Annotated in this window: 24 protein-coding genes; 9 read left to right on the top strand and 15 right to left on the bottom strand. The window is 66.1% G+C overall.

Features of this window, described 5'->3' with window-relative positions; genetic code table 11:
- The first annotated feature begins 10 nt into the window (after nucleotides 1–10).
- Nucleotides 11–250, top strand: coding sequence for a DUF2093 domain-containing protein (locus GIW81_RS14370; RefSeq protein ID WP_154740059.1), 240 nt, complete (start codon nucleotides 11–13; stop codon nucleotides 248–250).
- On the opposite strand, the gene lpxK is transcribed toward GIW81_RS14370, so the two are convergent.
- Nucleotides 247–1,305 (bottom strand): tetraacyldisaccharide 4'-kinase, encoded by a 1,059-nt coding sequence (lpxK, locus tag GIW81_RS14375; RefSeq protein WP_154740060.1) that lies wholly within the window; start codon nucleotides 1,303–1,305, stop codon nucleotides 247–249. The two genes, GIW81_RS14370 and lpxK, sit on opposite strands and share 4 nt — an antisense overlap.
- The gene (locus GIW81_RS14380; RefSeq protein ID WP_154740061.1) at nucleotides 1,295–3,322 is read right to left on the bottom strand and encodes a glycosyltransferase N-terminal domain-containing protein; all 2,028 of its coding nucleotides are present in this window, start codon (nucleotides 3,320–3,322) and stop codon (nucleotides 1,295–1,297) included. The genes lpxK and GIW81_RS14380 overlap by 11 nt, the downstream gene beginning before the upstream one ends.
- Nucleotides 3,323–3,736: 414 nt before the next feature.
- Between GIW81_RS14380 and GIW81_RS14385 the strand changes: the two genes are divergently transcribed.
- Nucleotides 3,737–4,408, top strand: coding sequence for a fused DSP-PTPase phosphatase/NAD kinase-like protein (locus tag GIW81_RS14385; RefSeq protein WP_324615045.1), 672 nt, complete (start codon nucleotides 3,737–3,739; stop codon nucleotides 4,406–4,408).
- On the opposite strand, the gene GIW81_RS14390 is transcribed toward GIW81_RS14385, so the two are convergent.
- The 8 genes from GIW81_RS14390 to GIW81_RS14425 all read right to left on the bottom strand — a co-directional run bounded on the left by GIW81_RS14390 (nucleotide 4,394) and on the right by GIW81_RS14425 (nucleotide 14,697).
- Nucleotides 4,394–6,229, bottom strand: a complete 1,836-nt coding sequence (locus GIW81_RS14390; protein ID WP_154740063.1) for an ABC transporter ATP-binding protein — start codon at nucleotides 6,227–6,229, stop codon at nucleotides 4,394–4,396. The genes GIW81_RS14385 and GIW81_RS14390 overlap by 15 nt on opposite strands.
- On the bottom strand, nucleotides 6,226–6,483 hold the full coding sequence (locus tag GIW81_RS14395) for a DUF4170 domain-containing protein (protein ID WP_154740064.1): 258 nt from the start codon (nucleotides 6,481–6,483) through the stop codon (nucleotides 6,226–6,228). Before GIW81_RS14395 ends, GIW81_RS14390 begins: the two co-directional genes overlap by 4 nt.
- Nucleotides 6,484–6,713: 230 nt before the next feature.
- The gene (gene ubiA, locus GIW81_RS14400) at nucleotides 6,714–7,679 is read right to left on the bottom strand and encodes a 4-hydroxybenzoate octaprenyltransferase (RefSeq protein ID WP_154740065.1); all 966 of its coding nucleotides are present in this window, start codon (nucleotides 7,677–7,679) and stop codon (nucleotides 6,714–6,716) included.
- 302 nt (nucleotides 7,680–7,981) lie between these two features.
- Nucleotides 7,982–9,556 carry a histidine--tRNA ligase gene (gene hisS, locus GIW81_RS14405; RefSeq protein WP_154740066.1) on the bottom strand — a complete coding sequence of 525 codons (1,575 nt, stop codon included), beginning with the start codon at nucleotides 9,554–9,556 and terminating at the stop codon, nucleotides 7,982–7,984.
- A 72-nt stretch (nucleotides 9,557–9,628) separates the two neighbouring features.
- Nucleotides 9,629–10,459 (bottom strand): metallophosphoesterase, encoded by an 831-nt coding sequence (locus GIW81_RS14410; RefSeq protein ID WP_324615046.1) that lies wholly within the window; start codon nucleotides 10,457–10,459, stop codon nucleotides 9,629–9,631.
- Nucleotides 10,456–11,820 carry a glycolate oxidase subunit GlcF gene (gene glcF, locus GIW81_RS14415; protein WP_154740067.1) on the bottom strand — a complete coding sequence of 455 codons (1,365 nt, stop codon included), beginning with the start codon at nucleotides 11,818–11,820 and terminating at the stop codon, nucleotides 10,456–10,458. The genes GIW81_RS14410 and glcF overlap by 4 nt, the downstream gene beginning before the upstream one ends.
- A gap of 182 nt (nucleotides 11,821–12,002) precedes the next feature.
- Nucleotides 12,003–13,223, bottom strand: coding sequence for an FAD-binding protein (locus GIW81_RS14420; RefSeq protein ID WP_154740068.1), 1,221 nt, complete (start codon nucleotides 13,221–13,223; stop codon nucleotides 12,003–12,005).
- A 10-nt stretch (nucleotides 13,224–13,233) separates the two neighbouring features.
- Nucleotides 13,234–14,697: an FAD-binding oxidoreductase gene (locus tag GIW81_RS14425; RefSeq protein ID WP_154740069.1), complete on the bottom strand. Its 1,464-nt coding sequence runs from the start codon at nucleotides 14,695–14,697 to the stop codon at nucleotides 13,234–13,236.
- 228 nt (nucleotides 14,698–14,925) lie between these two features.
- Here GIW81_RS14425 and GIW81_RS14430 point away from each other — a divergent pair, with 228 nt between their 5' ends.
- The 5 genes from GIW81_RS14430 to GIW81_RS14450 all read left to right on the top strand — a co-directional run bounded on the left by GIW81_RS14430 (nucleotide 14,926) and on the right by GIW81_RS14450 (nucleotide 19,330).
- The gene (locus GIW81_RS14430) at nucleotides 14,926–15,915 is read left to right on the top strand and encodes a LysR family transcriptional regulator (protein WP_324615047.1); all 990 of its coding nucleotides are present in this window, start codon (nucleotides 14,926–14,928) and stop codon (nucleotides 15,913–15,915) included.
- Nucleotides 15,916–16,027: 112 nt separating this feature from the next.
- A complete protein-coding gene (locus GIW81_RS14435) occupies nucleotides 16,028–16,402 on the top strand; it encodes a c-type cytochrome (RefSeq protein WP_154740070.1) in 375 nt (124 codons plus the stop codon).
- A 50-nt stretch (nucleotides 16,403–16,452) separates the two neighbouring features.
- Complete coding sequence (locus GIW81_RS14440) at nucleotides 16,453–17,241, top strand: (Fe-S)-binding protein (RefSeq protein ID WP_154740071.1); 789 nt, start codon at nucleotides 16,453–16,455, stop codon at nucleotides 17,239–17,241.
- Nucleotides 17,238–18,659, top strand: coding sequence for a lactate utilization protein B (locus tag GIW81_RS14445; RefSeq protein WP_324615048.1), 1,422 nt, complete (start codon nucleotides 17,238–17,240; stop codon nucleotides 18,657–18,659). The genes GIW81_RS14440 and GIW81_RS14445 overlap by 4 nt, the downstream gene beginning before the upstream one ends.
- The gene (locus GIW81_RS14450) at nucleotides 18,656–19,330 is read left to right on the top strand and encodes a LutC/YkgG family protein (RefSeq protein ID WP_154740072.1); all 675 of its coding nucleotides are present in this window, start codon (nucleotides 18,656–18,658) and stop codon (nucleotides 19,328–19,330) included. The genes GIW81_RS14445 and GIW81_RS14450 overlap by 4 nt, the downstream gene beginning before the upstream one ends.
- Nucleotides 19,331–19,333: 3 nt before the next feature.
- Here GIW81_RS14450 and GIW81_RS14455 read toward each other — a convergent pair whose 3' ends face one another.
- A complete protein-coding gene (locus tag GIW81_RS14455) occupies nucleotides 19,334–19,552 on the bottom strand; it encodes a hypothetical protein (RefSeq protein ID WP_154740073.1) in 219 nt (72 codons plus the stop codon).
- Between the two features lie 127 nt (nucleotides 19,553–19,679).
- The gene (locus GIW81_RS14460) at nucleotides 19,680–21,062 is read right to left on the bottom strand and encodes a glutamate--cysteine ligase (RefSeq protein ID WP_154740074.1); all 1,383 of its coding nucleotides are present in this window, start codon (nucleotides 21,060–21,062) and stop codon (nucleotides 19,680–19,682) included.
- 365 nt (nucleotides 21,063–21,427) lie between these two features.
- On the opposite strand from GIW81_RS14460, the gene GIW81_RS14465 reads away from it, so the two are divergent.
- The gene (locus tag GIW81_RS14465) at nucleotides 21,428–21,772 is read left to right on the top strand and encodes a hypothetical protein (RefSeq protein ID WP_154740075.1); all 345 of its coding nucleotides are present in this window, start codon (nucleotides 21,428–21,430) and stop codon (nucleotides 21,770–21,772) included.
- Between the two features lie 85 nt (nucleotides 21,773–21,857).
- On the opposite strand, the gene GIW81_RS14470 is transcribed toward GIW81_RS14465, so the two are convergent.
- The 3 genes from GIW81_RS14470 to GIW81_RS14480 are packed head-to-tail and all read right to left on the bottom strand — an operon-like array spanning nucleotide 21,858 to nucleotide 24,882.
- Nucleotides 21,858–22,598, bottom strand: coding sequence for a 16S rRNA (uracil(1498)-N(3))-methyltransferase (locus tag GIW81_RS14470; protein WP_154740076.1), 741 nt, complete (start codon nucleotides 22,596–22,598; stop codon nucleotides 21,858–21,860).
- A 42-nt stretch (nucleotides 22,599–22,640) separates the two neighbouring features.
- Nucleotides 22,641–23,915: a CapA family protein gene (locus GIW81_RS14475; RefSeq protein ID WP_154740077.1), complete on the bottom strand. Its 1,275-nt coding sequence runs from the start codon at nucleotides 23,913–23,915 to the stop codon at nucleotides 22,641–22,643.
- A 55-nt stretch (nucleotides 23,916–23,970) separates the two neighbouring features.
- Nucleotides 23,971–24,882: a cation diffusion facilitator family transporter gene (locus tag GIW81_RS14480; protein WP_154740078.1), complete on the bottom strand. Its 912-nt coding sequence runs from the start codon at nucleotides 24,880–24,882 to the stop codon at nucleotides 23,971–23,973.
- Nucleotides 24,883–25,062: 180 nt separating this feature from the next.
- Here GIW81_RS14480 and GIW81_RS14485 point away from each other — a divergent pair, with 180 nt between their 5' ends.
- Entirely contained in the window at nucleotides 25,063–25,881 is an 819-nt protein-coding gene (locus GIW81_RS14485; protein WP_154740079.1) for a metal-dependent hydrolase, read from the top strand.
- The last annotated feature ends 3 nt before the right edge of the window (nucleotides 25,882–25,884 follow it).

Here is a 25,884-nt window from a genome sequence, read left to right on the forward strand (position 1 = left end):
AGAGACGTATATGAACAGGATCGACCGGTTCTTCGGCCTCCGCGGCGAGGCGAAGGTGAAGTTTCTCAACGGAGAGTTTCAGGTTCTCTCGCCGGGCGACTTCGTGCGCTGCGCCGTCACCGGCGAGCCGATCATGCTGCCCGACCTGCGCTATTGGAGCGTCGATCTGCAGGAGGCATATGCCTCGCCGGAAATCTCCATGCAGCGCTTCTTGCAGATGCGCGACAAGCTCCCGCACGACGAGGCCTAGCGCGGAGGCGGCCGCTGCCGTCGCGTGGTTTCCTGCAGCGCCGCGTCGATCAGCGAGTTGAGCCGGGACAGGTCGCGCTCGTCGATCGTCAAGTCGATCGGCAGCGCGCGCGCCTCCGTCGCCAGGGCGGCGAGTGCGACATCGCTCTTCAGGCGCGCGTGATCCTTCTCAGTAGTGACGAGCTGCGCGCCATTCGCTTGCGCCGCCCCCAGCAGCCGCGTGGCGTCGGACGTCTTGAACGGGTGATGGTCGGGAAACGAGATGCTGTCGACCAGACGGGCGCCGAGGCGTTCGAGCAGCCGGTAGAACCGGTGCGGATTGGCGATGCCGGCGAAGGCAACCACCGGCTTCTCCTTGAGCCAGGTCGTGTCTCCGACGGCCGCCACGTGTCCCACCAGCACGGGGCCAGGAAATCCGCGCCGCAGCACCGCGTGCACGCCGCGCTCGTCGGCAAGATCGGGCGGGTCGCGCACGACGATCGCGTCGACGAGGCCGATCTGGAAGTCGATCGGCGCGCGCAGCGGTCCTGCGGGAATGACCTCGCCGTTGCCGATGCCGCGTTTGCCGTCGACCAGGGCGATCGACAAGTCCTTGGTGACGCTGCCGTTCTGCAGGCCGTCGTCCATGATGACGACGCTCAATGGCCGGTGATCACCCTCGATGGCGATAATCCCCGCCCGCCGGTCGCGTGCGACCATCGTCGGTGCGACGGCGGCGAGCAGCAGCGGCTCGTCACCGAAACGCTTGGCCGCCCCCGGGGTGTCCTCGACCCAGGACGGGCCGGACGTCGTCCCGCCATAGCCGCGCGTGAGGAACACCGGACGTTCGCCCCGTGCGATCAGCAGGCGGGCAATTGCCATGGAGAGCGGGGTCTTGCCGGTGCCGCCGGCGGTGAAGTTGCCGACGCAGATGATGGGCAGGCGCGACCGATACGGCTGATGGCGATAGTAGCGGCGCTCGGCAATCCAGCCGTAGAGCTGGCCGAGTGGGGCAAGCAGCCGCTGGCGGATGTCGCCGGCGCCGCTGTACCACCAGGACGGCTCGTCAAGACGCACGCTTCAGTCTCTCATCGGGAAGGTAGAGCAGCAGCGCTGCGACGGTCTTGTCGAGCGCACCCGAAAGCGTCGACAGGGCCTGCGTTGCGCCGGCGCGCATGCGCTGCAACTCTGCCGGGCTTTCGAACAGCCTGGTTACGGCGGCGGCGATGTCGGCCGAGGACTTGACCTCGATGGCGCCGTCGTGCCGCAACAGCGTGCGATAGGCGTCGCGGAAGTTTTGCCAATGCGGGCCGGTGAGCACGGCCACGCCGTGGCGTACCGCCTCGATGGGATTCTGTCCGCCGCGGTCGATCAGCGAGCCGCCGATGAACGCCACGGGTGCCAGCGCGTAGAGCGTGCCGAGCTCGCCGATGGTGTCGGCGATGTAGATGTCGGTGCGCGGCCCCGGCACGGCCCCCAGCGACCGCTGCACCACGTTGAAGCCGAGGTTCTTCAATGTCTCCGCCAGCGCCGTACCGCGTTCGGGATGGCGCGGGGCGATGATGGTGCACAGGTGCTCGAACTGACGGGTCAGTGCCCGGTGCGCGGCGGCGATCGTCTCCTCCTCGCCCTCGTGCGTGCTCGCGGCGGCGAACACGGGGCGCTCGCCGAGCGCCGCTTTCAGCCGCTCCAGCTCGTTGAGGTCCACAGGCGGCGGGGGCGCGTCGATCTTCAGATTGCCGACCGAGTGCACGTTGCGCGCCCCGAGTGCGGAGAAGCCGACCGCCAAGCGGTCGTTCTGTGCCAGCACAATATTGAAGCGTCCGAACAACGGCATCGCCGTCGTCTTGTTGCGCTGCCAGCGGCGGCGGCTGCGGTGCGAGAGCCGGCCGTTGACCAGCGCCATGGGAATATTGCGCGCCGCCGTCTCGAGGATGAGCGACGGCCAGATCTCCGATTCCGTGAACACGGCGAGGTCCGGCTTCCAGTGCTCGAGGAAGCGCGCGGCGTACTCGGGTGCGTCGAGTGGCACGTACTGGTGCACGGCGCGTGGACCGAGGCGGCGTGCGGCGAGCCCGGCCGACGTCACCGTTCCCGTGGTGAGCAGGAAGTTGAGGTTGGGTCGCGCGTTGCCGAGCGCCTCGATGACGGGCAGTACCGCGTTCGTCTCGCCAACGCTCGCCGCGTGCACCCAGCACAGCACGCCGTTGGGTCGCGCCATCGAGGCGATGCCGAGGCGCTCGCCACGGCGGCGGGGGTCCTCCTTGCCGCTCCGTTCGCGCAATTTCAGCAGCAGTGGCGTAAACGGCCGCAGCAGGCTCATACTCGTGCGGTAGGCCTTCAGCCGGAAGTCCGGCGCAGCGGGGGGGGCGGCGGCATCGGTGCCATGCGGCGTCGCCCGCGCGAGGTCGGCGCCGGCGATCTCATAGGCGCGGACGGTAGCGGCGTTGAGCGCGCGCTCGAGCTGCACACGCGCAACCTCCAACTCGGTCTCGCCCGCATCAGGCGGTACCCAGATCGGATCGCCGGCGACGTAGGCGAGCTTCGAGCCGGGCAGGTTGATCGTCATCCGGCTCCAGGTGTTCAGCGACTTGAAGCGCGAGGTGGCGGCGGCGCACGGGACGATGGGCCGGCCCGAAAGCCGCGCCATCATCACGATGCCCATGCCGGCGCGCCGGGCCGGCCCGGGCGGTACGTCGGCCGTCATGACGATGGAATATCCGTCTTTGAGATAACGCACCGCCTGGCGCAACGCGTAGGCGCCGCCCCGGTCCTTGCGCCGGCCACCGGCCCCGGCGCCGCGGATCAGCTCGACGTCGAACCGGGCCATGGCCGCGCCGATCAGCTCGGCGTCGCCGTGGCGGGCCACCATCGCCGCGACCTTCGTCTCAGGCGACGGCCGAAAGCCCGACGACATCATGAATTGACCATGCCACACGGCAACGATGCACGGATGGTCGCCGGCGAGGCGCACCAGCGCGTTCTCGGGCTCGTAGACGGCCCGCGACGTGCGTTTGACAAGAGAAATCATGCCGGCAAGCGCGCTGCCGGCGAGGCGATTGAGCTTGCGTGTGGTGTCAGGCGACCGTGCCATCCGCTAATGTCCCGCTTGCGAAGCTCGCCGGAGCTCGCGGCTGGGATCTGGAGCGAGCTTTGGAAGCATTGGGGACACTAGGATATCGGGCCCGCCAGTGTGATTCAGACTGAGAAATTCGCGCGCCACCTTACCCCTTATGCTGGCGAATTTCTCGATCATCACACTAGGTGCCTCGGCGCCAGATCGCCTCATCGAGCAAGGGGTTGTGCGCGAACCACTTGCAGCTGGTTCCTATAGCGAATATTTAGCGATGGCAAACTGGGACGTACGGGCACACACCATCAAATGCGGTGGTCGCCCATTTCGCGGCCCGCGCCCCCTAACTCTCGAAATCAGCGGACTTTAATGGCCGGATTGGTGAAGCGGGCGAAACGCTCCTGGCGGCGCCTCGGGCGGAGCCTTCGCCACCGCGTGCGTGACGCGCTGCCGCCGAGCGTGCGCCGCGTCGCGGGCGGCCCCGCGTCCTATGTCGACTTGCTGTTCGTCGACCACGGCATTTTCCGGATGCTCTACTCCAACAGCCATCGCATATCGGACAAGGCCTGGCGCTCGGCGCAGCCCGCTCCGCACCAGATCCGTCGATTTGCCAAAGCCGGCATCCGCACCATCGTCAACCTGCGGGGCGAGCGCGACTGCGGCAGTTATTGGCTGGAGCGTCGCGCCTGCGAGCGCCACGGCATCAAGCTCGTCAATTATCAGGTCCGCTCGCGCGCGGCGCCGACGCGTGAGGAGCTCAAGGGCGCCAAGCAGCTATTCGATGACGTCGAATACCCGATGCTGATGCACTGCAAGTCGGGCGCCGACCGTGCCGGCCTGATGAGCGTGCTCTATCGGTACCTGCACGAGGGCGTGCCTCTCGAGGAGGCGAAGGGGGAGCTGTCGCTCAAGTATGGGCACATACGCCAGGCCCACACCGGCATCCTCGACTATTTCTTCGAGCGCTACCTCGCCGACAACGCGCGCCGCCCGATGCCGTTCTTCGAATGGGTCGATACGGTCTATGACCCCGACGAGCTGAAGAGCACCTTCCGCTCCAAGGGCTGGGCCAACCGTCTCGTCGACAGCGTGCTACGGCGCGAGTGAGCTGCTGGTGGTTTCGGCGACGGGCGAGGTCGCCAGCGCCTGCGAACGCACCAGCCGGGCGTAGGGACCATCAGCCGCCAGCAGCTGCAGGTGCGTGCCGGTTTCGACGATGGCGCCGTCGTCCATCACGACGATGAGGTCGGCGTTCTGCACCGTCGACAGGCGATGCGCGATTACCAGCGTCGTGCGGCCCTTCGTGAAGCGCGCCAACGCCTCCTGCACCAGCCGCTCCGATTCCGTGTCGAGCGCGCTGGTTGCCTCGTCGAGCAGCAGGATGGGCGCATCCTTGAGGATCGCGCGAGCGAGCGCCAGGCGCTGCCGCTGACCGCCGGAGAGCCGCAACCCGCGGTCGCCGATCTCCGTGTCGTACCCGTTCGGCTGCCCCAGGATGAAGTCGTGCGCGGCGGCCGCCCGTGCCGCAGCAACGATGTCGGGTTGCGGCGCACCGAGCCGTCCCAGGGCGATGTTGGCGCCGATGGTGTCGTCGAACAGGGTGACGTCCTGGGCCACGATGGAGATCGCGTCGCGCAGGGACGCCAGCGTGACGTCCCGTATGTCCTGGCCGTCGATGCTGATGCTGCCGCGCTCGACGTCGAACAAGCGCGGCACCAGGTTCAGCACCGTCGATTTGCCGGCGCCAGAGCGGCCGACGAGCGCAACCGTGCGTCCGCCGGGGACGGTAAGCGTGAAATTGGTGATCGCGTGCACGCCGCCGCTCCCCTCGTAGGCGAAGTCGACGTGCTCGAAGCGAATGGTCGCGTCGGCGATGGCGAGCGGCTTGGCCCCCGGCTTGTCGACGATCAGCGGCTTCTCGTCGACGAGCTCGTAGAAGCTCTCCGTCGCAGCGAGGCCTTCGTTGATCTTCCCCGAAAGGTTGCCGAGCGCGCGGATCGGCTGCGACGCCATCAACAGCGCGGTGACGAAGCCCATGAAGTCGCCGACCGTCGAGATGCCGCTGGCGATGCGCCAATAGGCGAGGGCGATGACGCCCGCGATGGCGATGCCGCCCAGGGCTTCAAGCAGCGGGTCGATGCGGGCGCGGTTGATCACCGCCTTCATGCGCAGCTTGTAGACGTACTCGAAGCTCTTGTTCAGCCGCTCGGACGCATAGTCCTCCAGGCGAAATGTCTTGATGAGCCGGGCGCCCGAGAGCTTCTCGGTCAGAAGTGAGGTCATGCCGCCAAGCTCGTCCTGCGTCTGCTTGGCGACCTTGCGCAGCTTCTTGCTCAGCGTCGCGACGGGAAGTGCGGCGATCGGGTAGACGCACAACACGATCAGCGACATTACCGGATCGAGGTAGATCATCGAGGCGACGAGGGCGACGATCGACAGGGCATCGCGGATGGCGGTGTTGAGCGCCGCCTGGACAGCGCCCTGCACGAAACCGATGTCGTTGGTGAGCTTAGAGACAAGCCGCCCCGGCGTGTCGCGAGACATGCGGGCGAAGTCCGAGGTCATCAGGTGCGCGAAGCCGATACGCTGCATGTCGGTCGACAGGCGCATGACGATGCGGTTCGTTTCCACCGTTTGCGCGTAGAGCAGCAAGCTGCGCATCAATGTGGCGCCGACGATCGCCGTCAGCACATAGGGCAACATGCCCGACTGGTCCTTCATCAGCATGTCGAAGGACGCTTTGATGATCATCGGGTAAGCGCCGGTGATCGCGGCCAGGAGCCATGTCAGCACCATGGCGACGATCAGCTCGCGCCAGCGCGGGTAGATCCACTCGCGCATGAAGCGCTTGAGCACGCCCCGCTGCCGCTCGCTGAGGGCGAGCGGGCCGGCGGGCGTCTTCAATGGCGCGGCCGGCGCCGGTGTCATGTCGAGGCCTTGGCGTTCTGCTCGTCCGGTTCCAGGAGCCGGTGCATGTGAACGACGAAGTAGCGCATCATGGCGTTGTCGACGGTGCGCTGGGCGGCGGCCTTCCAAGCGGCGTGCGCCTCGGCGTAGTTGGGGTAGATGCCGACGATGTCGAGGTCGGTCAGATCGCGGAACTCCACGCCGTCGAGCGATGTCAGTTCGCCGCCGAAAACGAGGTGCAGCAATTGCTTCGGCGTGGTCGACTTGTCGCTCATCGATGGTTCCCCTCGGGTCGTTGCTCGAATGCTAGCGACCGGAACAGGCCGCGCGGTTACGGCGAATTTACGCTATCTCTTAAGCCTGCAGGAAGCCGGATGTGTCATTCTGCCTGCATGGTCGCACCCAGACGGCTGCTCTGAAGACACAGGCGAGGCTCACGGTTTCGGCTTGAATCCCGCGGCACGGGTTCAAGCCGAAATTGCTTAATGGGTGTCCCTTCGTGGACCTAGCTGAGGCCCGCCATGCGCGACAGGATCATGTCGGCGGCGAGGCCAAGGAAGATCACCAGCCCCACATCGCGATTGGAGCGAAAACGGCGCAGGCAGTTCTTCGCGTCGGTCGTGTCCATGGTCGTCACCTGCCAGGCCATCTGCAGGGAGGCCAGCACCACCGCCATGAAGAAGATCAGGTGCGTGCCGGCGAGATACCCGGCGAGCAGCCAAAGGACGATTGCACCCGCGTAGAAACCGCCGACCCAGCTGATCGTGTTCTCCCCGAAGCGGATCGCCGTGGAACGCAGGCCGAGCAAGAGGTCGTCCTCGCGGTCCTGATGGGCGTAGATCGTGTCGTAACCCATCGTCCACAGCACCGAGCCGGCATAGAGCAGCAGCGCCGGAATGCCGATGGAGCCCATGACGGCGCTCCACCCCACCAGCGCGCCCCAGTTGAAGGCGAGGCCAAGCACGAGCTGCGGCCAGTAGGTGAAACGCTTTAGAAACGGATAGATGCCGACCAGGATGAGCGAGGCGGCGCCCAGCTTGATGGTGAAGGCGTTGAACTGGACGAGGACCAGGAGCCCGCCCAGGGCGCAGATGGCCGCGAAGGCCAGCGCCTCGGAGGGCGTGACCTGGCCCGACGGAATAGGGCGGCTCGCCGTGCGCGCCGAGCGCGCGTCGAAATCGCGATCGACGTAGTCGTTGTAGGCGCAGCCGGCGGCACGCATCAGCAGGGCGCCGATCGCGAACAGGGTCAGCAGCCAGGGGTTGGGGTAGGGCTGGTTGAGGGTGACGTCGGCGAGCCCTACCGACCACCAGCAGGGCAGCAGCAGCAGCCAGAAGCCGATGGGGCGGTCGAGGCGGGCAAGGCGCAGGTAGGGCCGGACCGATTCCGGCGCGTAGCGGTCTGCCCAGTTGTCGGGCGGCGCATCTGCAACCTGGGGCGTGCGGTCCGTCGTCGAGGGATTGGCGTGCATGTCCGCTCTTGCTTGCCGCGTCTTCGGTCGACCCTAGCGGGCACGCGCCCGGCGATCAAATCCGCAGTCCGCGGCGGTCTCGCGCGGTCGTGCCCTGCTAAATGAGGAGCCGGGTGCTTGCAGAACAGCTACAAGCGTCATCCCCGCGCAGGTGGGGACCCAGTCCACCGCGCCTGGATGTAACGCCGGGCATCCAGCCGGGGCGCCTCCACCTGGACGTTGTGCGTGCGCGTAAATTTGACTGGGTCCCCGCCTGCGCGGGGATGACGGTCAGACGAGGCGCCGCGGAACCATATCGCCCGTTAGCTCGCGTGGCGGGCGATGATTTTGCGCACCTCGGCGACGAGGTCCTTCGCATCGACCGTCACCTGTGCCGGCCGCTGCTCCTTCCACGCCGCGTTGTCCTTGATCGCAGCCGCGGCCTTGGCGCCCTCGACGAGATCCTTCAGCGTCACTTTGCCGGCTGCTAGCTCGTCCGAGCCCTGGATGACGACGCACGGCGCGCCGCGCTTGTCGGCGTACTCGAGCTGCTTGCCGAATTTTTTCGGGTTTCCGAGATAGAGCTCGGCGCGGATGCCGGCTTCGCGCAGCGCCTGCACCATCTTCTGGTAGTCGGCGATGCGCTCCTTCTCCATCACCGTGACGATGACGGGACCGTCAGACGTTGCGGGCTTGTACTTGTTGAGTGCGTTCAGCGCGGCTTGCAACCGCGAGACGCCGATGGAGAAGCCGGTGGCCGGCACCTTCTGGCCGGTGAAGCGGGCGACGAGGTCGTCGTAACGGCCGCCGCCGCCAACCGAGCCGAAGCGGACGGGATTTCCCTTCTCGTCCTTCACCTCGAACGTCAGCTCGGCCTCGAACACCGGGCCGGTGTAGTACTCGAGGCCGCGTACGACCGACCGATCAAACTTTATCCGCCGCGACCCGTATTCACTTGCCCGTGTCAGTCCGAAGAGTGTTCTGAGTTCAGAGATGGCTTCACGCCCGGAGTTCGTATCGCCAATCAGTGCTTCCAGCGCGGTGATTGTGTTCTGGTTTGAGAAAGGCAGATTGCTAATGCTGCTTAACTCCTCGTCACCCTTTACAAGGTCGGGTGACTCGACGTTGCCTTCATAGCCTTGGAGGTATGTCGAAACTAGGTAGTCAGAGACGATGTTGATCTTTTCCGACGGTAGTTCTGCGCCACGTGTGAAATCTCCGCTCAAATCCCGGCGACCTTTCCCGAGCAGTTCTTTGACTCCATCGATGCCGAGTTTATCGAGCTTATCGAGCGCGCGCATGGCGATGAGCCACTGACGATCGAACCGAGCGTCTCCAATGCCGATGCGCTCCCTTAGTCCGTCAAGTGCTTTGCGGTTGTTCACCTTGATCACGTAGTCGCCGCGCTTGATGCCAAGGGCTTCCAGCGTGTCGGCGGCGAGCATGCACATCTCGGCATCGGCGGCGACGCTCTCCGCGCCCACGGTGTCGGCGTCGAACTGCATGAACTGGCGGAAGCGCCCCGGGCCTGGCTTCTCGTTGCGCCACACGGGCCCCACCGCATAGCGGCGGAAGGGCTTGGGCATATCCTGATAGTTCTGCGCCACGTAGCGGGCGAGCGGCGCCGTCAGATCGTAGCGCAGGCTCATCCATTGCTCGTCTTCGTCTTGCAGTGAGAACACGCCCTCGTTGGGACGGTCCTGGTCGGGCAGGAACTTGCCGAGCGCGTCGGTGTATTCGAACGCTGGCGTCTCCAAGGGCTCGAAGCCGTACAGCTCATACACCGAGCGGATTTTGGCCAGCATGTCCTGCTGCTGGCGCAGCTCGGTGGCCTCGATGTCGCGAAGCCCGCGCGGCAGGCGCGGGGATGGCCGCGCGTCTTTGGTCGGTTTGCTCATGGATCTGCTTGCTCGGCGCGGGGTTGCGCAAGGACGGCGCTATATAACGCATGGGTATGGTCGCGCAAATCGCTAGCTCGCCACTTGGCCCGAAGGGCGGCGGGGCGGGAGGCCGAAGCCGCGGCGCAGGACGGCGTAGGTCTCGCGCGCCGGCACCGATACAAGCTCGCGCTCCGGCCAGCGCAGCGCCGTCAGCTTGCCGCCGAACACGCAGCCAGTGTCGATGCACATCGTATTGTTGAGCCATTCCGGCTCGGCGACCGGCGTGTGGCCGTAAACGACCGGCGTCTTGCCGTCGTAGTCGGCCGCCCAGTCGAAGCGCTCGGGCAACCCGTTCTCGTCCGCCCGCCCCGACGTGTCGCCGTAGAGACAGAACGAGCGCACCTTCGGCGAGTTGCGGCCCAGCATGTTCTCGCGCACGCCGGCATGCGCGATGGCAAGTGCTCCGCCATCGAGCCAGGCGTGATACGGCAGGCTCTCGACGAACGCGGCGATACGCGCCTTGAACGCCTCGCTGGCGCCGTCGAGCTGCGCGACGGTGCGCTCCAGCCCGTGGCCGATCTTGACCTCGCGGCCCTTGAGCCAGCGCAGCAGCTTGTCGTCGTGGTTGCCCGGGACGCAGAACGCTTGGCCCGCCGCGGCCATGTCCATGACGATGCGCAAGACGTCGGGTGAGTTCGGCCCGCGGTCGACGAGATCGCCGACGAAGAACGCGCGTCGCCCTTTCGGCGCGGTCGTGACGGCGCGGCGCTTGTCGCCCTCGCCATCGAGCCGCACCGTGTAGCCAAGCTTGCGCAGCAGCTCGACCAGCTCGTCAGCGCAGCCGTGCACGTCGCCGATGATGTCGAACGGCCCGCGCACGTCGCGCCAATCCGTGTCGGCGGCCTTGGGATTGGTGGTCACGCGTGGATGAAATCTTCGCTGCGGCGCCTGGGCTCGGGTACGTTCGACACAAAACGGGCCAACTGTTCAAGCCCCGGCGGCACCGGGCCGCCGAAGGCCCAGTCGAGCAGCTCGATGGTGTGCACGACCGGCACGTCGAGAGAACCGGCGAGTTGCGTGATGCAACCGATATTGCCGGTGGCGACGAGGTCGGGCTTCATCCGCTTGATGTTCTTCGCCTTGCGGTCGCGCAGCTCGCCGGCGATCTCCGGCTGCAGGATGTTGTAGGTTCCGGCCGATCCGCAGCAGATGTGCGATTCCGGAATGTCGACGACGCTGTATCCCGCCTTGACGAGCTGATCGCGCGGCAGCTCCTTCACGCCCTGCCCGTGCTGCAGCGAGCAGGCGGGATGGTAGGCGATGCGCAGCGACGACCAGCGTTTCGGCGGGCCAAGCTCGTACTTGCCGAGGAACTCGGAGATGTCGAGCGCCAGGCTGGAGATGCGGGCGGCGCGCGCCGCGTACTCCGGCTCGCGCTTCAGCAGATGGCCGTAGTCTTTCACCGTCGTGCCGCAGCCCGAGGCGTTGATGACGATTGCGTCGACCGGACCCTTGGCGAACTCCCGCGACCAGGCATCGACGTTGCGCTTGGCGAACTCAATCGCCCCCGCCTCGTTGCCCAGGTGATAGGTGAGCGCGCCGCAACAGCCGGCGCCGGCCGCGACCACGACGTCCACGCCCCGCCGGGCAAGCAGGCGGATGGTGGAATCGTTGATCCCCGGGCGCAGCACCTGCTGCGCGCAGCCCGACAGCAGGATGACGCGGGCGCGCCGATCGTCCTCTGTGGCAGCCGTGCCGGGACCTTCGTACTTCGGCGCCGGCGGAAGCACGGTGGGTGCCAGCTCGATCATTGCCGCGAGTTGGTCGAGCTTCAGCCGCCGCAGCAGCTTCAGCCACGGCCGCCCGAGCGGGGCGAGGCGCAGCGCCAGGCGGAACCGTTCCGGATAGGGCAGCACGGCAGCCAGCAGCTTGCGCACGAAGCGCTCCTTGAACGGGCGTCCGGCGGTCTGCTCGACGTAGCCGCGTGCCAGGTCGATCAGGTGCATGTAGTCGACGCCGCTCGGGCAGGTCGTCATGCAGGACAGGCACGACAGGCAGCGGTCGAGGTGGAGCTGCACCTCCGGGCTCGCCGGGGCGTTGTCCTCCAGCATGTCCTTGATGAGGTAGATGCGTCCGCGCGGACTGTCGCGCTCGTCGCCGAGCAGCACGTAGGTCGGGCAGGTCGCGGTGCATAACCCGCAGTGCACGCAACGGCGCAGGATCGCATCCGCTTCCGCGATGCGTGCGTTGGTCAGTTGCTCGGGGCTGAAGTTGGTCTGCATGCGGTGGCGCCTAGTGTCCTTCAGATCGCGAAATTCGTCGTCTCGTGCCGCAGATGTAGAACGAAGTTCGCGATCTGAAGGACACTAGGACAATCGATAAGCTAGTGTGATTCAGATCGAGAAGTCCGCTTCTCGACCCAGCCGCACATGATATCGCGGACTTCTCGATCATCACACTAGCCCTAGAGGTTGGCGTACATCCGGCCGGGGTTGAGAATACCCTCCGGATCGAAGGCAGCTTTGAGGCCGCGGGTCAGTCGCTCCACCGGCGGGCTCAAGGGCTGAAACACCTCTACCGCGGCGCGGACGCTCGGCTCTGCGCGAATGAGCATGGCATGGCCGCCATGGATGGCGGTGACGCGGCGGATCTCGGCCGTGCCGGCATCGGCAGCTGCCGGAACCTCCAGCCAGATGAGGCCGCCGGCCCAATCATAGTACGCTTCGGCCGGCATGTAGCGCTTGATGGCAGCGACGAGCTTCGGCGCCGTGGTCGGCTTGGTCAGGATGCGCCACAGCAGCGTCTGCCGGTTCGGCATCACCGAAAGGCGACGCAGCTCGCCCCAGAAATCCAGCGTCTCCCGGTGGTCGAGCTCGAGCGCCTTGCCGTAGACCTTGAGTGCTTCTTTCAAGCGCTGCTTGCGGCCGACTACCGCGCTGGCAAAGTTCTCCAGCCGCAGCGCGGTCACCGACTTGTTCATCGACTTGAGGCCAGGATGGTTCAGGCGGGCGGCGACGGAGGCATGCAGGTGCACCGCGCCCGAAACCTCGACCGGTAGCGTCATCGCCCTGGATAAGAGCTCGATCGCGAGATTGTCGGGCAGGCCGAGATAGATGATCGTCGCCGCCGTCTCCGGCCAGGGGATGACCTTGAACGTGACCTCGGTCATCACCGCGAGCGTGCCCCAGCTTCCTGCCAGGCCGCGTGAGATGTCGTAGCCGGTGACGTTCTTCATCACCCGGCCGCCGGCCTGGAAAAGCTCGGCGCGGCCGTTGACGCCTTTAACGCCGAGCAGGTGATCGCGGGCGGCACCGTACTGGATGCGGCGGGCGCCCGACATGTTCGTAGCGAATACCGCGCCGATGGTCTGCGCGCCCTGGGGACCGCCGGTGGCGGGTGCCAGATCGATCGGCTCGAAGGGCAGCATCTGGCCGCGCGCGGCGAGCTCCGCTTCCACCTGCGACAACGGCGTGCCGGCGCGCGCCGACATGACGAGCTCGTTCGGCTCATAGAGGGATATGCCGCGCAGTGACGCGGTGGTGATCGTGACGGTGCCGTCGACGGGACGGCCGACGGCGCGCTTGGAGCCCGAGCCAACGATCTCGATCGGCAGGCGCCTCTCGGCGCAGCCGGCGATTACGAACTGAAGCTCCCAGTCGGCGCCGGGGCGCTGCAAATCGCTCAATTCCGTCTCCTCAGGCCGCCTGGTCCGCGGCCGGGCGCTCGCTTGCCTCGAGCGCGCTCAGCGGAAATACCTTCCCACGGTTCAACAGCCATTGGGGGTCGAACACGCTCTTTATCCGCATCTGAACGGCAAGGTCGGATGGCGAGAACTGCACGTCCATCAGATCGCGCTTCTCGATGCCGACGCCGTGCTCGCCGGTGAGGCAGCCGCCGACCGACACGCACAGCTTCAGGATCTCGGCGCCGGCCAGCTCGGCACGACGCGCCTCGTCGGCGTCGTTGGCATTGTACAGAATGAGCGGGTGCAGGTTGCCGTCGCCGGCGTGGAACACGTTCGCCACCTTCAGACGCTGCTCGGCACAGATCTGCGCGATGCGGCTCAGCACCTCCGGCAGGCGCGACAGCGGAATGGTGCCGTCCATGCAATAGTAGTCGGAGATGCGGCCCATGGCACCGAATGCCGCCTTGCGCCCCTTCCAGATGCGGGCGCTCTGGTCGGCAGAGCTGCTCGCCTCGACGACCTTCGGATCGAAGGCGCGCGCGATCTCGACGATGTCGCGCAGCAGGCGGGCGATCTCGTCCTCGAAGCCTTCCACCTCGACGATGAGCAGTGCTTCCACGTCGAGCGGATAGCCCGCCTTGGCGAACGCCTCGCATACCGCGATGGCCGGCCGGTCCATGTACTCGATGGCGACGGGGATGATGCCCGAGCCGATGATTGCGGCGACGCACTGGCCGGCGGCCTCGCACGAATTGAAGCCGAGCATCACCGGCCGAGCGGCTTCCATCTTCGGGATGATCTTCAGCGTCGCCTCGGTGACGATGCCGAACTGACCCTCGGAGCCGACGATCAGCGCCAGGAAGTCATAGCCTTCGGAATCGAGGTACGGCCCGCCGATCTCGACGATCTCGCCGTCCATCATGACGAGCTTGACGCCCAGCACGTTATTGGTGGTCACGCCATACTTCAGGCAGTGCGCGCCGCCGGAATTCATCGCGAGGTTGCCGCCTACCGTGCAGGCCAGCTGGCTCGAAGGGTCGGGCGCATAGAAGAAGCCCTCGGCCGACACCGCATCGGTAATTGCGAGATTGGTGATGCCGGCTTCAACCGTGATCGTGCGGTTGACGAAGTCCGCCTCGATCACCCGATTCATTCGCGACGTGACAATGACGATGGAGTCGGCTGTAGGGAGCGCGCCGCCGCACAGCGATGTTCCGGCACCGCGCGGCACGACCTTAAGCCCGTTCTCGTAGCAGTACTTCAGAACCTTGGACACGTGCTCGGTCGAGCGCGGCAGCACCACGACGAGCGGGATCTGCCGGTAGGCGGTGAGCGCATCCGTCTCGAACGCGCGCCGACCTTCCTCGTCGGAGATCACGCCATCGACGCCGATTAGCGTCTCGAGATCCTTGATGATGGCGTCGCTCCGGTCGAGCACGGTCCGGTCGGGTTCCGGCATCCTCGCCAACGTCATGCAGTTCTTTGGCTCCACGATTCCAGGCGGCGACGGTTCTGAAGCAGACCTAGCGTTGTCCAGATTTAATTATCGCCGCGCAACCGATTGCTGGCATACTGGAAGGATTGAACTACAGTACAGCTATTCGGTTGGCTCAGATACATTATCCTCGCCGCTCAGTTATTCAATTCGTTTGCCGTCCGGCACTTGCACCAGGGGCCGGGACCCTTTTTCGACGGGGGACAAGTGACTTCAATCAGTGATCTAGACATTTTCGCACGCGTCGCCCGCACGGGCAACATGTCGGCCGCCGGCCGCGAGATGGGCCTTTCACCTGCTGTCGTTTCCAAGCGCATCAGCCAGCTCGAGGAGCGGCTCGGCGCGCGCCTGTTTCAGCGCACGACACGGCAGCTCATGCTGACCGAGACGGGTGCCGGCTACTTCAAGCGCGTCGTCGACATCCTGAGCCTGTGCGATGAGGCCGAGGACTTTGTCAGCCGGCGCAATACAAAGCCGCGCGGGCTCCTCAAAGTCACAATGCCGACCGCGTTCGGGCGGCTCCACATCGCGCCCTATATCGACAGCTTCCTCGCCCGGTACCCGGAGATAGAGCTGCACGTCAGCGTCAGCGATGCGTTCGTCGACATCATCCGCGAAGGGTTCGACTTGGCGATCCGTATCGGCGAGCTGGAAGACTCCTCGCTCGTCGCGCGGCGTCTGGCACCTGACACGCGTGTCCTGTGTGCTGCGCCCGCGTACATCGAGAAGCACGGTCTCCCGGCGACCACCGTCAACCTCGAGGCCCACAACTGCCTCGTCGCCGATGCGATCGAAATGTGGAAGCTGTCCGGGCCAGAGGGCGACGTCCAGGTCCGCCCATACGGAACGGTCCGCTCGGACTCCGGCGAGGTCATCCGGGAGCTGGCGTTGTCGGGCGTCGGCATAGGGCTGTTGTCGATCTGGGATATCGGCCCGGCACTCCGAAGCGGCGCTCTGCGTCTCGTTTTGCCTGCCTATCGCGGGGCGTCGGCTGGCGCCGTACACGCGGTGTACCCGAGTCGCGAGTTCATGCCGGCCAAGGTAGACGTGCTCATCGAGTTCCTCGCCGAACTCTACGGGGCGGTGCCGTACTGGGAACGGGAAATCGACATCGACAAGCTCGGCGCGCGCCAGACCCCACGGGGAGCAACTCGCCGGATCGGCAAAGCCGCTGCCCAAGCAGTGGCGCCGCGCTGAGGAAGCACTACGCTCCGGCAAATCCCTATCCCTGGCCTCGGCATAACTCATCCTCCCTTGCTTGGTGCCGCGGCATTTGCTGATGTGGGCGGCAAGCCGGGAGGGCAAGCAGATGCGCAGAGGATGTCTCGCACTTATCGGCGTGATGCTCGCCGGTCTGCCTGCCACGGCGCAGGATGCATCCAAAGGCGAAGCCGTCTTCAAGCGGTGCCGCGCCTGCCACGCGATCGGTCCCGCCGCGCAGAACAAGGCGGGGCCTGCGCTTACTGGCATCGTCGGCCGCAAGGCCGGCACCGTCGCCGGTTTCAACTACTCGGATGCCATGAAGGACGCGGGCTCTGGCGGTATCGTTTGGACAGAGCAGACGCTCGAGCAGTTCCTGGCATCGCCCGACACATTCGTGCCGAACAACGTCATGGCTTCTCCGGGCATCAAGAACCCTGACGACCTCAAGGATCTCGTCGCGTTCCTCAAACTTCACAAATAGACGCCGCCACCGTCGCGTGGGGAGGCGATAAGAAACCAGGCGGACCTGCGATGACCGAAGGCTATGCCAGACGGCCGCGTGTCGGCCTTTTCGTCACCTGCCTCGTCGATCTGCTACGGCCGTCCGTCGGGTTCGCCGCCGTGCGCCTTTTGGAGGCGGCCGGCTGCGAGGTCGTGGTCCCGCGTAGACAGACCTGCTGCGGTCAGCCGGCCTACAACAGCGGCGACGAGGGAAGCGCCAGGGCGCTGGCAGTGCAGACGATCGAAGCTTTTGACGGGCTCGACTACGTGGTGGCACCGTCGGGATCGTGCGCGGCCATGCTCAAACTCCACTATCCGCGCTTGATGCACGGCGACGAGGAGGCGCAAGCGCGTGCCCGGTCATTCGGCGAGCGGGTGCACGAGCTGGTCTCATTTTTGGTGGACGTGCGCGGCGTCACTGCCGTTCCCGGCAGCTTCTCCGGGCGTGTCACCTATCACGACGGCTGCTCGGGTTTGCGCGAGCTCAAGATCAAGCAGCAGCCGCGCGCGCTGCTCGCCGCCGTGCCGGGGCTGCAGCTGGTCGAGATGCACGGAACGGACACGTGCTGTGGGTTCGGTGGGCTGTTCTCGGTCAAGTTTCCCGACATCTCCAACGCGATGGTCGAGGCGAAGGTGGCGAATGCCGCCGCGGTCGCGCCTGACCTCGTGCTCGCCGGTGACCTCGGTTGCTTGATGAACGTCGCCGGCAAGCTCGCGCGGCAGGGTTCGGCCATCGGCTGCCGTCACGTGGCGGAGGTGCTTGCCGGCGAAATGACCGAGCCGCCCATCGCGCACGCCGCCGAGCGGGGCGCATCGTGACGCGCGCAGCAGCCTTCGAGGCGGGCGTCGCGGCGGCGCTGGCCAATCAGTCCCTGCAACGCGCCCTCGCCGACGTTCCCGCGGGCTTCGTCGCCGCCCGGGCGCGGGCCAAGGCCGCGCTGCCTGAGTTCGAGGCCCTGCGGCGCACCGGTCGCGATATTCGCGACCACACGCTGGCGAACTTGGACGTTTATCTGGAAGCGTTCGAGGCCAACGCGACGAGCGCCGGCAGCGTGGTGCACTGGGCGCAGACCGGCGCGGAAGCCTGCGAGATCATCCTCGGCATCTGCCGCGAAGCGGGGGCGCGCGTCGTCACCAAGAGCAAGTCGATGGTCTCCGAGGAGATCGCACTGCGCGAGCGCCTGCAGGAAGCGGCCCTAGAGGTGGTCGAGACCGATCTCGGTGAATACCTCATCCAGATCCGCAACGAGACGCCGAGCCACATCATCGCGCCGGCCATCCATCTGCGCGCCGATGATGTTGCCGACGAGTTCCGCCGCCATCACGGTCACCTGGACGCCGGACGCGATCTGTCGACGCCCGAGATCCTTGTCGGCGAGGCGCGCAGCGTCCTGCGCGAGAAGTTCCTCGCCGCCGAGGTCGGGATTACGGGCGCCAACTTCCTTGTGGCGCAGACCGGATCGGCGATCGTCGTCACCAACGAGGGCAACGCCGACCTGACCATGACGCTGCCCAAGGTGCATATCGTGCTGGCGTCGATCGACAAGGTGATCCCGACGCTCGCCGATGCCTGGCCGTTGCTGCGCCTGCTCGCGCGCTCGGCCACCGGGCAGGACTTCACCGCCTATACGACGCTCGTCACCGGGCCACGCCGTCCGGCCGATGCCGACGGCCCAACGGCTTCCCACGTCGTCATCGTCGACAACGGGCGTTCGGCGCTGCTCGGCAGCGAGCTGCAGCCGGTGCTGCGCTGCATCCGCTGCGGCGCCTGCATGAACCATTGCCCGGTCTACTGTACGATCGGCGGCCACGCCTACGGTTCCGTCTATCCCGGACCGATCGGGGCCGTTCTGTCGCCGGCGCTCGCCGGCGTGCCGGAAGCCGGTCACCTCGCCCAGGCGTCGACCTTCTGCGGTCGCTGCGAGGAGGTATGCCCGGTCGAGATCCCGCTCGTCTCGCTGATGCGCACCTGGCGCGAAGCAGCGCTCGCGCAGCCTTCTTCGTGGACGGCGCGGGCCATGCTGCGCGCCTGGGCGGGGCTCGCCCGCCGGCCGCTGCTCTATCGACTTGCAGCCCGGATCGCCGCCGGCATGCTCGCGCTGCTTGGGCGCGGCACGGGCCGGCTGGCGTGGCTGCCGATGGGTGCACCCTGGACTCGCGATCGCGATTTTCCAGCGCCTCAAGGCCGAACGTTCCAGGACATGTGGGCGCGGCGGATACGGGAGCCCGCGCCATGAGCCGCGCGCGAATTATCGACGGCATCAGCGCCACCTTGGACGCGGCGACCGACGCGACGGTGCGCCGGCGCAGCGTCGCACAGAGGCTGGCCCAACCGCTCACGCACCCCCGACCGCGGCGCGCAATGCATGAAGGCGTGGAGCGCGTGACCCAGTTCAAGCAGTTCCAACGCGCGCTCGGCGTCGACGTCGTCGATGTCGCCACCGACACGGAGATCCCTGCGGCTGTCGCCGGCTATCTTGCGGCGCTGGGGCTGCCGCTGCGCCTGCGTTGCGGCAACGATCGGCAGCTTGCGGCGCTGGCGTGGGCAAGCGTCGCGCCGCTCGGCATCGATATCGGTGCGGCGGAGGAAGGTGATGCCGTCGGGCTGTCGCGCGCCATCGCCGGCGTAGCGGAAACAGGCACGCTGATGCTCGCCTCGGGGAGCGGCAACCCGGTGACGGTCGGTCTGCTGCCGGAGACGCACATTGTGGTGCTTCACGCCGATACGATCGTTGCCAGCTATGAGGAGGCGTGCGCGCGCGTGCTTGAAGCCGACGCCGGCGCCATGCCGCGGACGCTCAACCTCGTCACCGGCGCATCGCGCACCGGCGATATCGGCGGCAAGATCGTCATGGGTGCACACGGACCGCGGCGGCTCGCCGTGATCCTCGTCTCAAGTGATGCCTGATGGCTACTTGCCGACGATGCAGCTCTGCATGCACCGCGTAAAGGCGATCTCGCAGCTCGGCGAGCCCTTGGTGGAGATGCGGCACTGATTGTAGTCGCTCTTGCATCCGGCGCCGCAGGAGCCGGCGGCCACGCGGTCACTCGATCCAATGCCGATGGCGAGAAGCGCCCCGACAATTGCCAAGCCGCCCAGCAATGCCCAGTTCAACTTGTGTCCGAGCAAGTTCCTTCTCCCGCCGCTGCGGCATACGCTTCGGCCAATGAAACGGATACCAGAGAAAGCCCCACGCGCCCTAGGACCCGTTTAGGTGCTCTAGGATGAACACAAGCTGAACCGCTGCGCTAGAGTTTTAGAACGCAAATTCTTCAAATACATGGTCGATCTGGCGGCCCCACGGACCGTGGTAACGTTCGAGCAGCCGGTCGGCCAGCGTGCACCCTGAATGGGCGACCTCGTCCAGCGGATCGAGGTAAATCCCCTCGTCCTGGCTGGCGGCATTGATGCGCCGCCGCGCGCGCAGTCCCCGTCGGGCAATTTGTAGAACGTCGCGCGCGATGTGCTGCACGGTCGTGTCGCGGAACGGCGTCTGCAGCGCGGACTTGGGGACGGCGTTACGAAGCGCCTCGCGTTCGTCCGCCGTCCAATCCTTGACGAGTTCCCACGCTGCATCGAGCGCTTGCGCGTCATAAAGCAGGCCGACCCACAGGGCAGGTAGCGCGCAGATGCGCTGCCAGGGACCGCTGTCGGCGCCGCGCGTCTCGAGAAACCGCTTCAGGCGGACTTCAGGGAACAGCGTGGTCAGGTGATCGGACCAGTCGTCGAGGGTCGGCCGTTCGCCCGGCAGTTGCGGCAGGCGGCCATCGACGAAGTCCTGAAAGGAGGCGCCGGAGGCGTCGACGTAGCGGCCGTCGCGGTAGACGAAATACATTGGCACGCCGAGCGCATAGTCGACATAGCGCTCGTATCCCATGCCGTCCTCGAACACGAACGGCAGCATGCCCGTGCGCCGCCGGTCGGTGTCGCGCCAGACCTCCGAGCGCATCGATTTGTAGCCGTTGGGGCGCCCGTCGGTGAACGGCGAGGAGGCGAAAAGCGCCGTCGCAATCGGCTGCAACGCCAGGGAAACCCTGAACTTCTTGACCATGTCGGCTTCGTCGGCGAAGTCGAGGTTCACCTGGATCGTCGCCGTCCGGTACATCATGTCGAGGCCGCGCGCGCCGACCGTCGGCATGTAGCGCGTCATGATCGAGTAGCGCTCTTTCGGCATGTGCGGCGTCTCGGCCAGCGTCCACTTCGGCGAGAAGCCGAGCCCGAGAAACCCGATCCCTAACGGCTCGCCGACGCTCAGCACCTCGCGCAGGTGCTGGCGCGTCTCGGCCGCCGTGTCGTGCAGGGACTCGACCGCGCCGCCCGACAGCTCAAACTGGCCACCGGGCTCGAGGGTGATGTTGCCGCACAGGTCGCAGTCCTGCTTCTTCAGGGCGATGATCTTGCCGCCCTCGACGATCGGCTGCCAGCCGAAGCGGGTGATCAGAGCTTTCAGTAGCGCCGAAATGCTGCGCTCCCCTTCGTAGGGGACGGGCGTCAGGGTGTCGGTATGGAAGACAAACTTCTCGTGCTCGGTGCCGATCCGCCACCCTGCCTTTGGCTTTTCACCCGCAGCGATCCATGCCACGAGGTCGTCCTTCGAATGGACGAGGCGGCTGGGCGCACCTTGTTGGCGGGTCGACATGCAGCGGGGCCTCGGAGGGGTTCCTAAAGGACGAAGTCGTTGCAGATCCGGGGGTTGGCAAGCCGCTCGCGCTAGCGGGCAGGGCACAGTCTACCGTTTACCCGTTGAGGTATTCGCAACGCGAGCCCTCTAAGGCCTCGGGGACGAGTGCGCAACCCATTGCGGCGATGGCGCGACACAGGCAGCTACCATAAAAAAACATTATTGCGAGACACGAATTGCCCGCCGGATCGTTTTGGTGTCTCGACGGCTTTGACCGCTCGCCGCCGTTGTAGGTTGGGTATATGCACTGACGGGTCGACAACACCGCCATGCCAGTCGTCGCATCGGTTCCAACTCTGCTCGAAACCCTATGGGAGACTTCAATGAAAAAGTACCTGGCCGCCTGCGCCCTCTGCGGCCTTTTCGCTGTGCCGGTCCTTGCCGCCAACGCGGCGGTGGATACGGCCGTGAAGACCTTCGAGGCCGTCGGCAATGACCCGGCGAAGCTCAAGACGTATTGCGAGATGAGCAAGGTTATGTCGTCGGCCGATGCCGAGGACGACAGCAAGGCCGAGGCGCTGGACAAGCAGATGGACGGCTTCATGAAGCAGCTCGGGCAGGACTTTCAGACGGCCTTCGAAGCCGGCGCCGACCTCGATCCGGAATCGGCCGACGGCAAGACCTACGATGCCGCCATGGATAAGCTCGACGACAAGTGCGGTAAGTAAGCTCCAGGATCTCACGTCATCGAGATGCGACGAGGCTGCCCGACCGGCGGCCTCGATTGCGTTTGACGCCCGCTAGCGCCGGACCTTAGCGCCAGTCGCCGAGCGCGGCGTTGACGAGGGCCAGCGCGGCGACGGCGGCGGTGTCGGCCCGCATCACGCGCGGACCGAGCGAGATCGCGGTCGCGTACGACTTCTCCAGCAGTAGCGTGCGCTCGGCCGGATCGAAGCCGCCTTCCGGTCCGATCAGCACCGCGAGTGGGCCGCTCGCCATGCCGGCGAGTGCCGCGAGCGGGCTAGCGACCTCCGCGGCTTCATCGCCGAAGATCAGCCGCCGGCCAGCGTCCCAGTTTGCGAGGAGCGCTTCGAGCTTCAGCGGCTCGCCCACCGTCGGCACACGCAACACTCCGCACTGCTCCGCCGCCTCGATTGCATTCGCCTGCATGCGCTCCAGGTTGACCCGCGTCGCCACCGTCCGCCGCGTCAGCACCGGCTGCAGGTGTGCGACGCCGAGCTCAGTTGCCTTCTGCACCATGTAGTCGAGGCGCGCATGTTTCAGTGGCGCGAAAACGTAGTGCACGTCGGGGCCGGCCCGCTGCGGCCGTACCAGTGCCAGGCATTCGAGCGAGCAGCGCCGCTTGCCGACCTCGGCGAGGCGCGCGCGCCATTCGCCGTCGCGGCCGTTGAAGACGAGGATTTCGGCGCCCGCCGCTAGCCGCATGACGTTGACGAGGTAGTTAGCCTGCTCCGGCGTGCAGGTGACGCTCGCGCCGACACTGAGCGGTGCCGCGACAAACATTCTTACGTCGGTAAGTTTTTCGGCGGTCATGCCGCTATTAGCCAGCAAGTGCGGCCCTGCGCAACGTGGACGTCAGCGGCTGCACGAGCTGGCGATCGTCGCGCGCAGATTGTCGGGGATGGGCGGTGCCGGTCGGTAGCTTTTGCACAGCGCGCCGATCTTGCCGCCGTCCTTGTCGGCACCCGGACGGCAGTACAACCCCGTGCCGTCCTCTTGCGGCGTGAACAGCACGCCTTGCGCCTTCGCCCCGTCACCGAGGTCGGCGCTGAGGTAGTTGAGAGCATAGATGTGCGCGGCGCCGGCCTCACCGGTCAGTCGGCGCGGGCGAAAATGCGTGTCGGTGACGGGGATCGCTTCTACCGCGCGTAGAACCAGCTTGCCGCTTGGCTCACGCTTCAGGTGGACGCGCGCCATCAGACCATAATCGCGGCAGATGCCCTTCCCGGTGATGTCGGCGGTGCCTTGATGCAGGAAGTTGCCGAGGCCGTAGAAGATCAGCGAGTTGCCGGCCATTTCGACACCGCGCACGACGTGGGCGTGGTGGCCGACGATGAGATCGATGCCGTCCTTCTCCGCCGCTATGGCGCGCCATTCGGCGATCTGCTTGCCGTCGGTGCGCACCCTGCCTTCCTCGCCGTAGTGGATCGACAGAATGCGATAGTCGGCAGTCGATTTGACCAGCCGCCGCCGCACCTCGGCGAAGTCTTCGTCGAACCGGTAGGCGCTCTGGCCAGGCTTGTCGGGACCCGCGCGGTGGCGCTCGAGGTTGTTCGTGACGATCCCGGTGGCGGCAAAGGCGACCTCCGAACCCTTCACCGTGACGCGCTGCGGGCGGCTCGCCTGCTCGCTGTTCATGCCGACGCCCGCGGCAATTGCCAGGCGTTCCTCCTGCAGCTTGCCGACGTGCTTCAACGTCTCCTTGAGCCCGTCGACGCCGTAGTCCATCGAGTGATTGTTGGCGAGCGACAGCACGTTGAAGCCGCGCGTCACGAGGTGGCGGATGCCGTTCGGGTGCGTGCGGAAGTTGAAGGGCCCGCGCTGCTCCTTGAGATCGGGAGGCAGGTCGTTGCGGTCCGTCACCACCGTCTCGACGTTCATGAAGTTCAGATCACCGTTGACCTGGTCCTCGATGCGCGACGTTGTTTCGGCCCACGTCTGGAATTCGCCGCGGCGTACGCCGTCGGCTTCGACGGGCTGGTTGGAGCGATTGAGCCCAACGTCGCCGACGAGCGTGATCGCAACTTCGTCGTCGGTCGCGGCGGCGAAACTATAGGTCGCCAGGGGCGCCGCGACGGCGGCGGCGGCGAGCACGGCAATGAGAGTGCGTCGGCGGTTTTTTGCGTTCATTCCGGGATAGAGGCCCTGCAGAGGCGACCGCGGCCAGCGCAATCGCGTGGTTTGCTTAAAGCTCCACGGCACCCTTACGTTTCGCCTTGTGATCGGGCTCGACGTGGATGACGACGTCGGTGTTTGCCAGCTCTTTTTCGATGGCGTCCTCGAGCCGGTCGCAAATGTCGTGCGCCGCTTCGACCGTCATCTCACCCGGCACCACCAGATGGAACTCGATGAACGTCTGCGGCCCGGCGGTGCGCGTGCGGATATCGTGGGCCTGCAGCGCACCCTCCCCGTTGGCGCGGATGGCTTCGGCGATGCGCGCCTCGATCTCCGGGGAGGCCGCCTGATCCATCAGCTTGCTCATCGATTCGACGGCGAGGTTGTAGCCGATGCGCAGGATGTTGAAGGCGACCGCGCCCGCGAGCAGAGGGTCGAGGATGGTCCAGCCGGTCAGCGTGGCGAGCGTGAGACCTGCCAGAACGCCGACCGAGGTGAACACATCGGCGAAGAGGTGGTGGCCGTCGCCTTCGAGCGCCGGCGAGCTCCAGGCCCGGCCGCGGCTGATCAGCACCCACGCCCAACCGGCGTTGATCGCCGTGGCGAGCCCGCTCACCAGCATGCCCGCGGCCGGATCGGTCAAAGCGCGCGGCTGTACTATTGCCTGGTACGCCTCGTGAAAGATCATCATCGCCGCGACGATGATGAGGGCACCTTCCAGCACGGCGGCGAAGTATTCGGCCTTGTGATGTCCGAACGGGTGGCCGCGATCGGGAGGCTGCGAGCTGATCCTCACGGCGATGAGTGCAGCTACGGCCGTCAGCACGTTGACGATGCTTTCGAGCGCATCGGAGAACAGCGCCACGCTCCCCGTCATGAGGTAAGCGACGTACTTGATGCCGAGCACCGCCAGGGCCACGCCGATGCTGATGGCGGCGACGACCTGGTTGCGCCTGTTGAGGGGCTCGAGGAGGCTCTTCATCCTGCGCCCTTAAGCCGTGCTGGCGCGGCGGGCAAGCTCTTTGCGACGCCCGAGAATGCTCGTCCTGCGGCGCTTTTCCACACGCCAGGCGGGCGGCTCACTCCCGTCTTCGCCCCGAATCTGATGGGTGGAGCAACGCGCACTAGGCGCGCAGGCCGGAAAGTGCGGGAGGCACCGTCCATGGCAAATTTCCCAACTCATATCGTCGTCGGTACCGTGGTAGCCGGTTCGCTGGCCACGTTGACGCTGGCAGCGGACGTTATCGCGCCTGAAAATCTCGTCGCCGTGACCATGGCCGGTTCGCTCGGCTCGGTGCTCCCCGACATTGACCTAAAAGACTCGCGTCCGAGCCGCGCGCTGTTCGCCGGTCTCGCAGTCTTCTTTTCCTTTGCGCTGCTCTTCCACTTCGCGCCGAAGCTGTCGATTGCCGAGATGTGGATCATGTGGCTCGCGACGCTTCTCTTCGTGCGCTACGGGCTGCACACGGCGTTCCACAAGACAACGAGCCATCGCGGCGTCTGGCACACGTGGATCGCCGGCATCGCCTGTGCCTTCGCCTCGGTCATCATCTTCTATTACGTGTTCGATCGGCCCGACGGCGTCGCCTGGCTTGCCGGTGGCTTCCTGCTGATCGGCTTCCTAACGCATCTCATTCTCGACGAGATGTACTCCGTCGACGTGCTCGGCAATCACATCAAGCGGTCGTTCGGGACGGCCTTCAAGCCGATCGACTTGCGCAACCCCTGGGGGTCAGCGCTGATGGGCGCAGCGGCGGTGGCCCTGCTCTTCATGACGCCGTCGATCAGCACCTTCTACGACGGCCTCACGTCTCGGCCGATGTGGTCGGCGCTCAACCAGCGTCTGCTGCCGCAGGAAAAGTGGTTTGGAGTGATCGGCCCGCGCAGTCAGGTCGCCGTGACGCCGGCTCCGGTGGGCCAAGCGATTCCGCAGACGACCGGGTCGATCCCCGAGACGACGACGCAACCGGCGCAACCCTAGGAC

This window comes from Hyphomicrobium album (assembly GCF_009708035.1).
In the GTDB taxonomy this organism is placed as follows: domain Bacteria; phylum Pseudomonadota; class Alphaproteobacteria; order Rhizobiales; family Hyphomicrobiaceae; genus Hyphomicrobium_A; species Hyphomicrobium_A album.

What these genes read in the sequence shown, in the direction of transcription:
- GIW81_RS14425 (WP_154740069.1), bottom strand. Translation starts at nt 14,697, where the DNA reads ATGACGTTGGCGAGGATGCCGGAACCCGACCGGACCGTGCTCGACCGG.
- glcF (WP_154740067.1), bottom strand. Translation starts at nt 11,820, where the DNA reads ATGCAGACCAACTTCAGCCCCGAGCAACTGACCAACGCACGCATCGCG.
- GIW81_RS14475 (WP_154740077.1), bottom strand. Translation starts at nt 23,915, where the DNA reads ATGAACGCAAAAAACCGCCGACGCACTCTCATTGCCGTGCTCGCCGCC.
- GIW81_RS14480 (WP_154740078.1), bottom strand. Translation starts at nt 24,882, where the DNA reads ATGAAGAGCCTCCTCGAGCCCCTCAACAGGCGCAACCAGGTCGTCGCC.
- GIW81_RS14450 (WP_154740072.1), top strand. Translation starts at nt 18,656, where the DNA reads ATGAGCCGCGCGCGAATTATCGACGGCATCAGCGCCACCTTGGACGCG.
- GIW81_RS14380 (WP_154740061.1), bottom strand. Translation starts at nt 3,322, where the DNA reads ATGGCACGGTCGCCTGACACCACACGCAAGCTCAATCGCCTCGCCGGC.
- GIW81_RS14470 (WP_154740076.1), bottom strand. Translation starts at nt 22,598, where the DNA reads ATGACCGCCGAAAAACTTACCGACGTAAGAATGTTTGTCGCGGCACCG.
- ubiA (WP_154740065.1), bottom strand. Translation starts at nt 7,679, where the DNA reads ATGCACGCCAATCCCTCGACGACGGACCGCACGCCCCAGGTTGCAGAT.
- GIW81_RS14485 (WP_154740079.1), top strand. Translation starts at nt 25,063, where the DNA reads ATGGCAAATTTCCCAACTCATATCGTCGTCGGTACCGTGGTAGCCGGT.
- GIW81_RS14440 (WP_154740071.1), top strand. Translation starts at nt 16,453, where the DNA reads ATGACCGAAGGCTATGCCAGACGGCCGCGTGTCGGCCTTTTCGTCACC.
- GIW81_RS14395 (WP_154740064.1), bottom strand. Translation starts at nt 6,483, where the DNA reads ATGAGCGACAAGTCGACCACGCCGAAGCAATTGCTGCACCTCGTTTTC.
- GIW81_RS14370 (WP_154740059.1), top strand. Translation starts at nt 11, where the DNA reads ATGAACAGGATCGACCGGTTCTTCGGCCTCCGCGGCGAGGCGAAGGTG.
- GIW81_RS14460 (WP_154740074.1), bottom strand. Translation starts at nt 21,062, where the DNA reads ATGTCGACCCGCCAACAAGGTGCGCCCAGCCGCCTCGTCCATTCGAAG.
- GIW81_RS14390 (WP_154740063.1), bottom strand. Translation starts at nt 6,229, where the DNA reads ATGACACCGGCGCCGGCCGCGCCATTGAAGACGCCCGCCGGCCCGCTC.
- GIW81_RS14435 (WP_154740070.1), top strand. Translation starts at nt 16,028, where the DNA reads ATGCGCAGAGGATGTCTCGCACTTATCGGCGTGATGCTCGCCGGTCTG.
- hisS (WP_154740066.1), bottom strand. Translation starts at nt 9,556, where the DNA reads ATGAGCAAACCGACCAAAGACGCGCGGCCATCCCCGCGCCTGCCGCGC.
- GIW81_RS14465 (WP_154740075.1), top strand. Translation starts at nt 21,428, where the DNA reads ATGAAAAAGTACCTGGCCGCCTGCGCCCTCTGCGGCCTTTTCGCTGTG.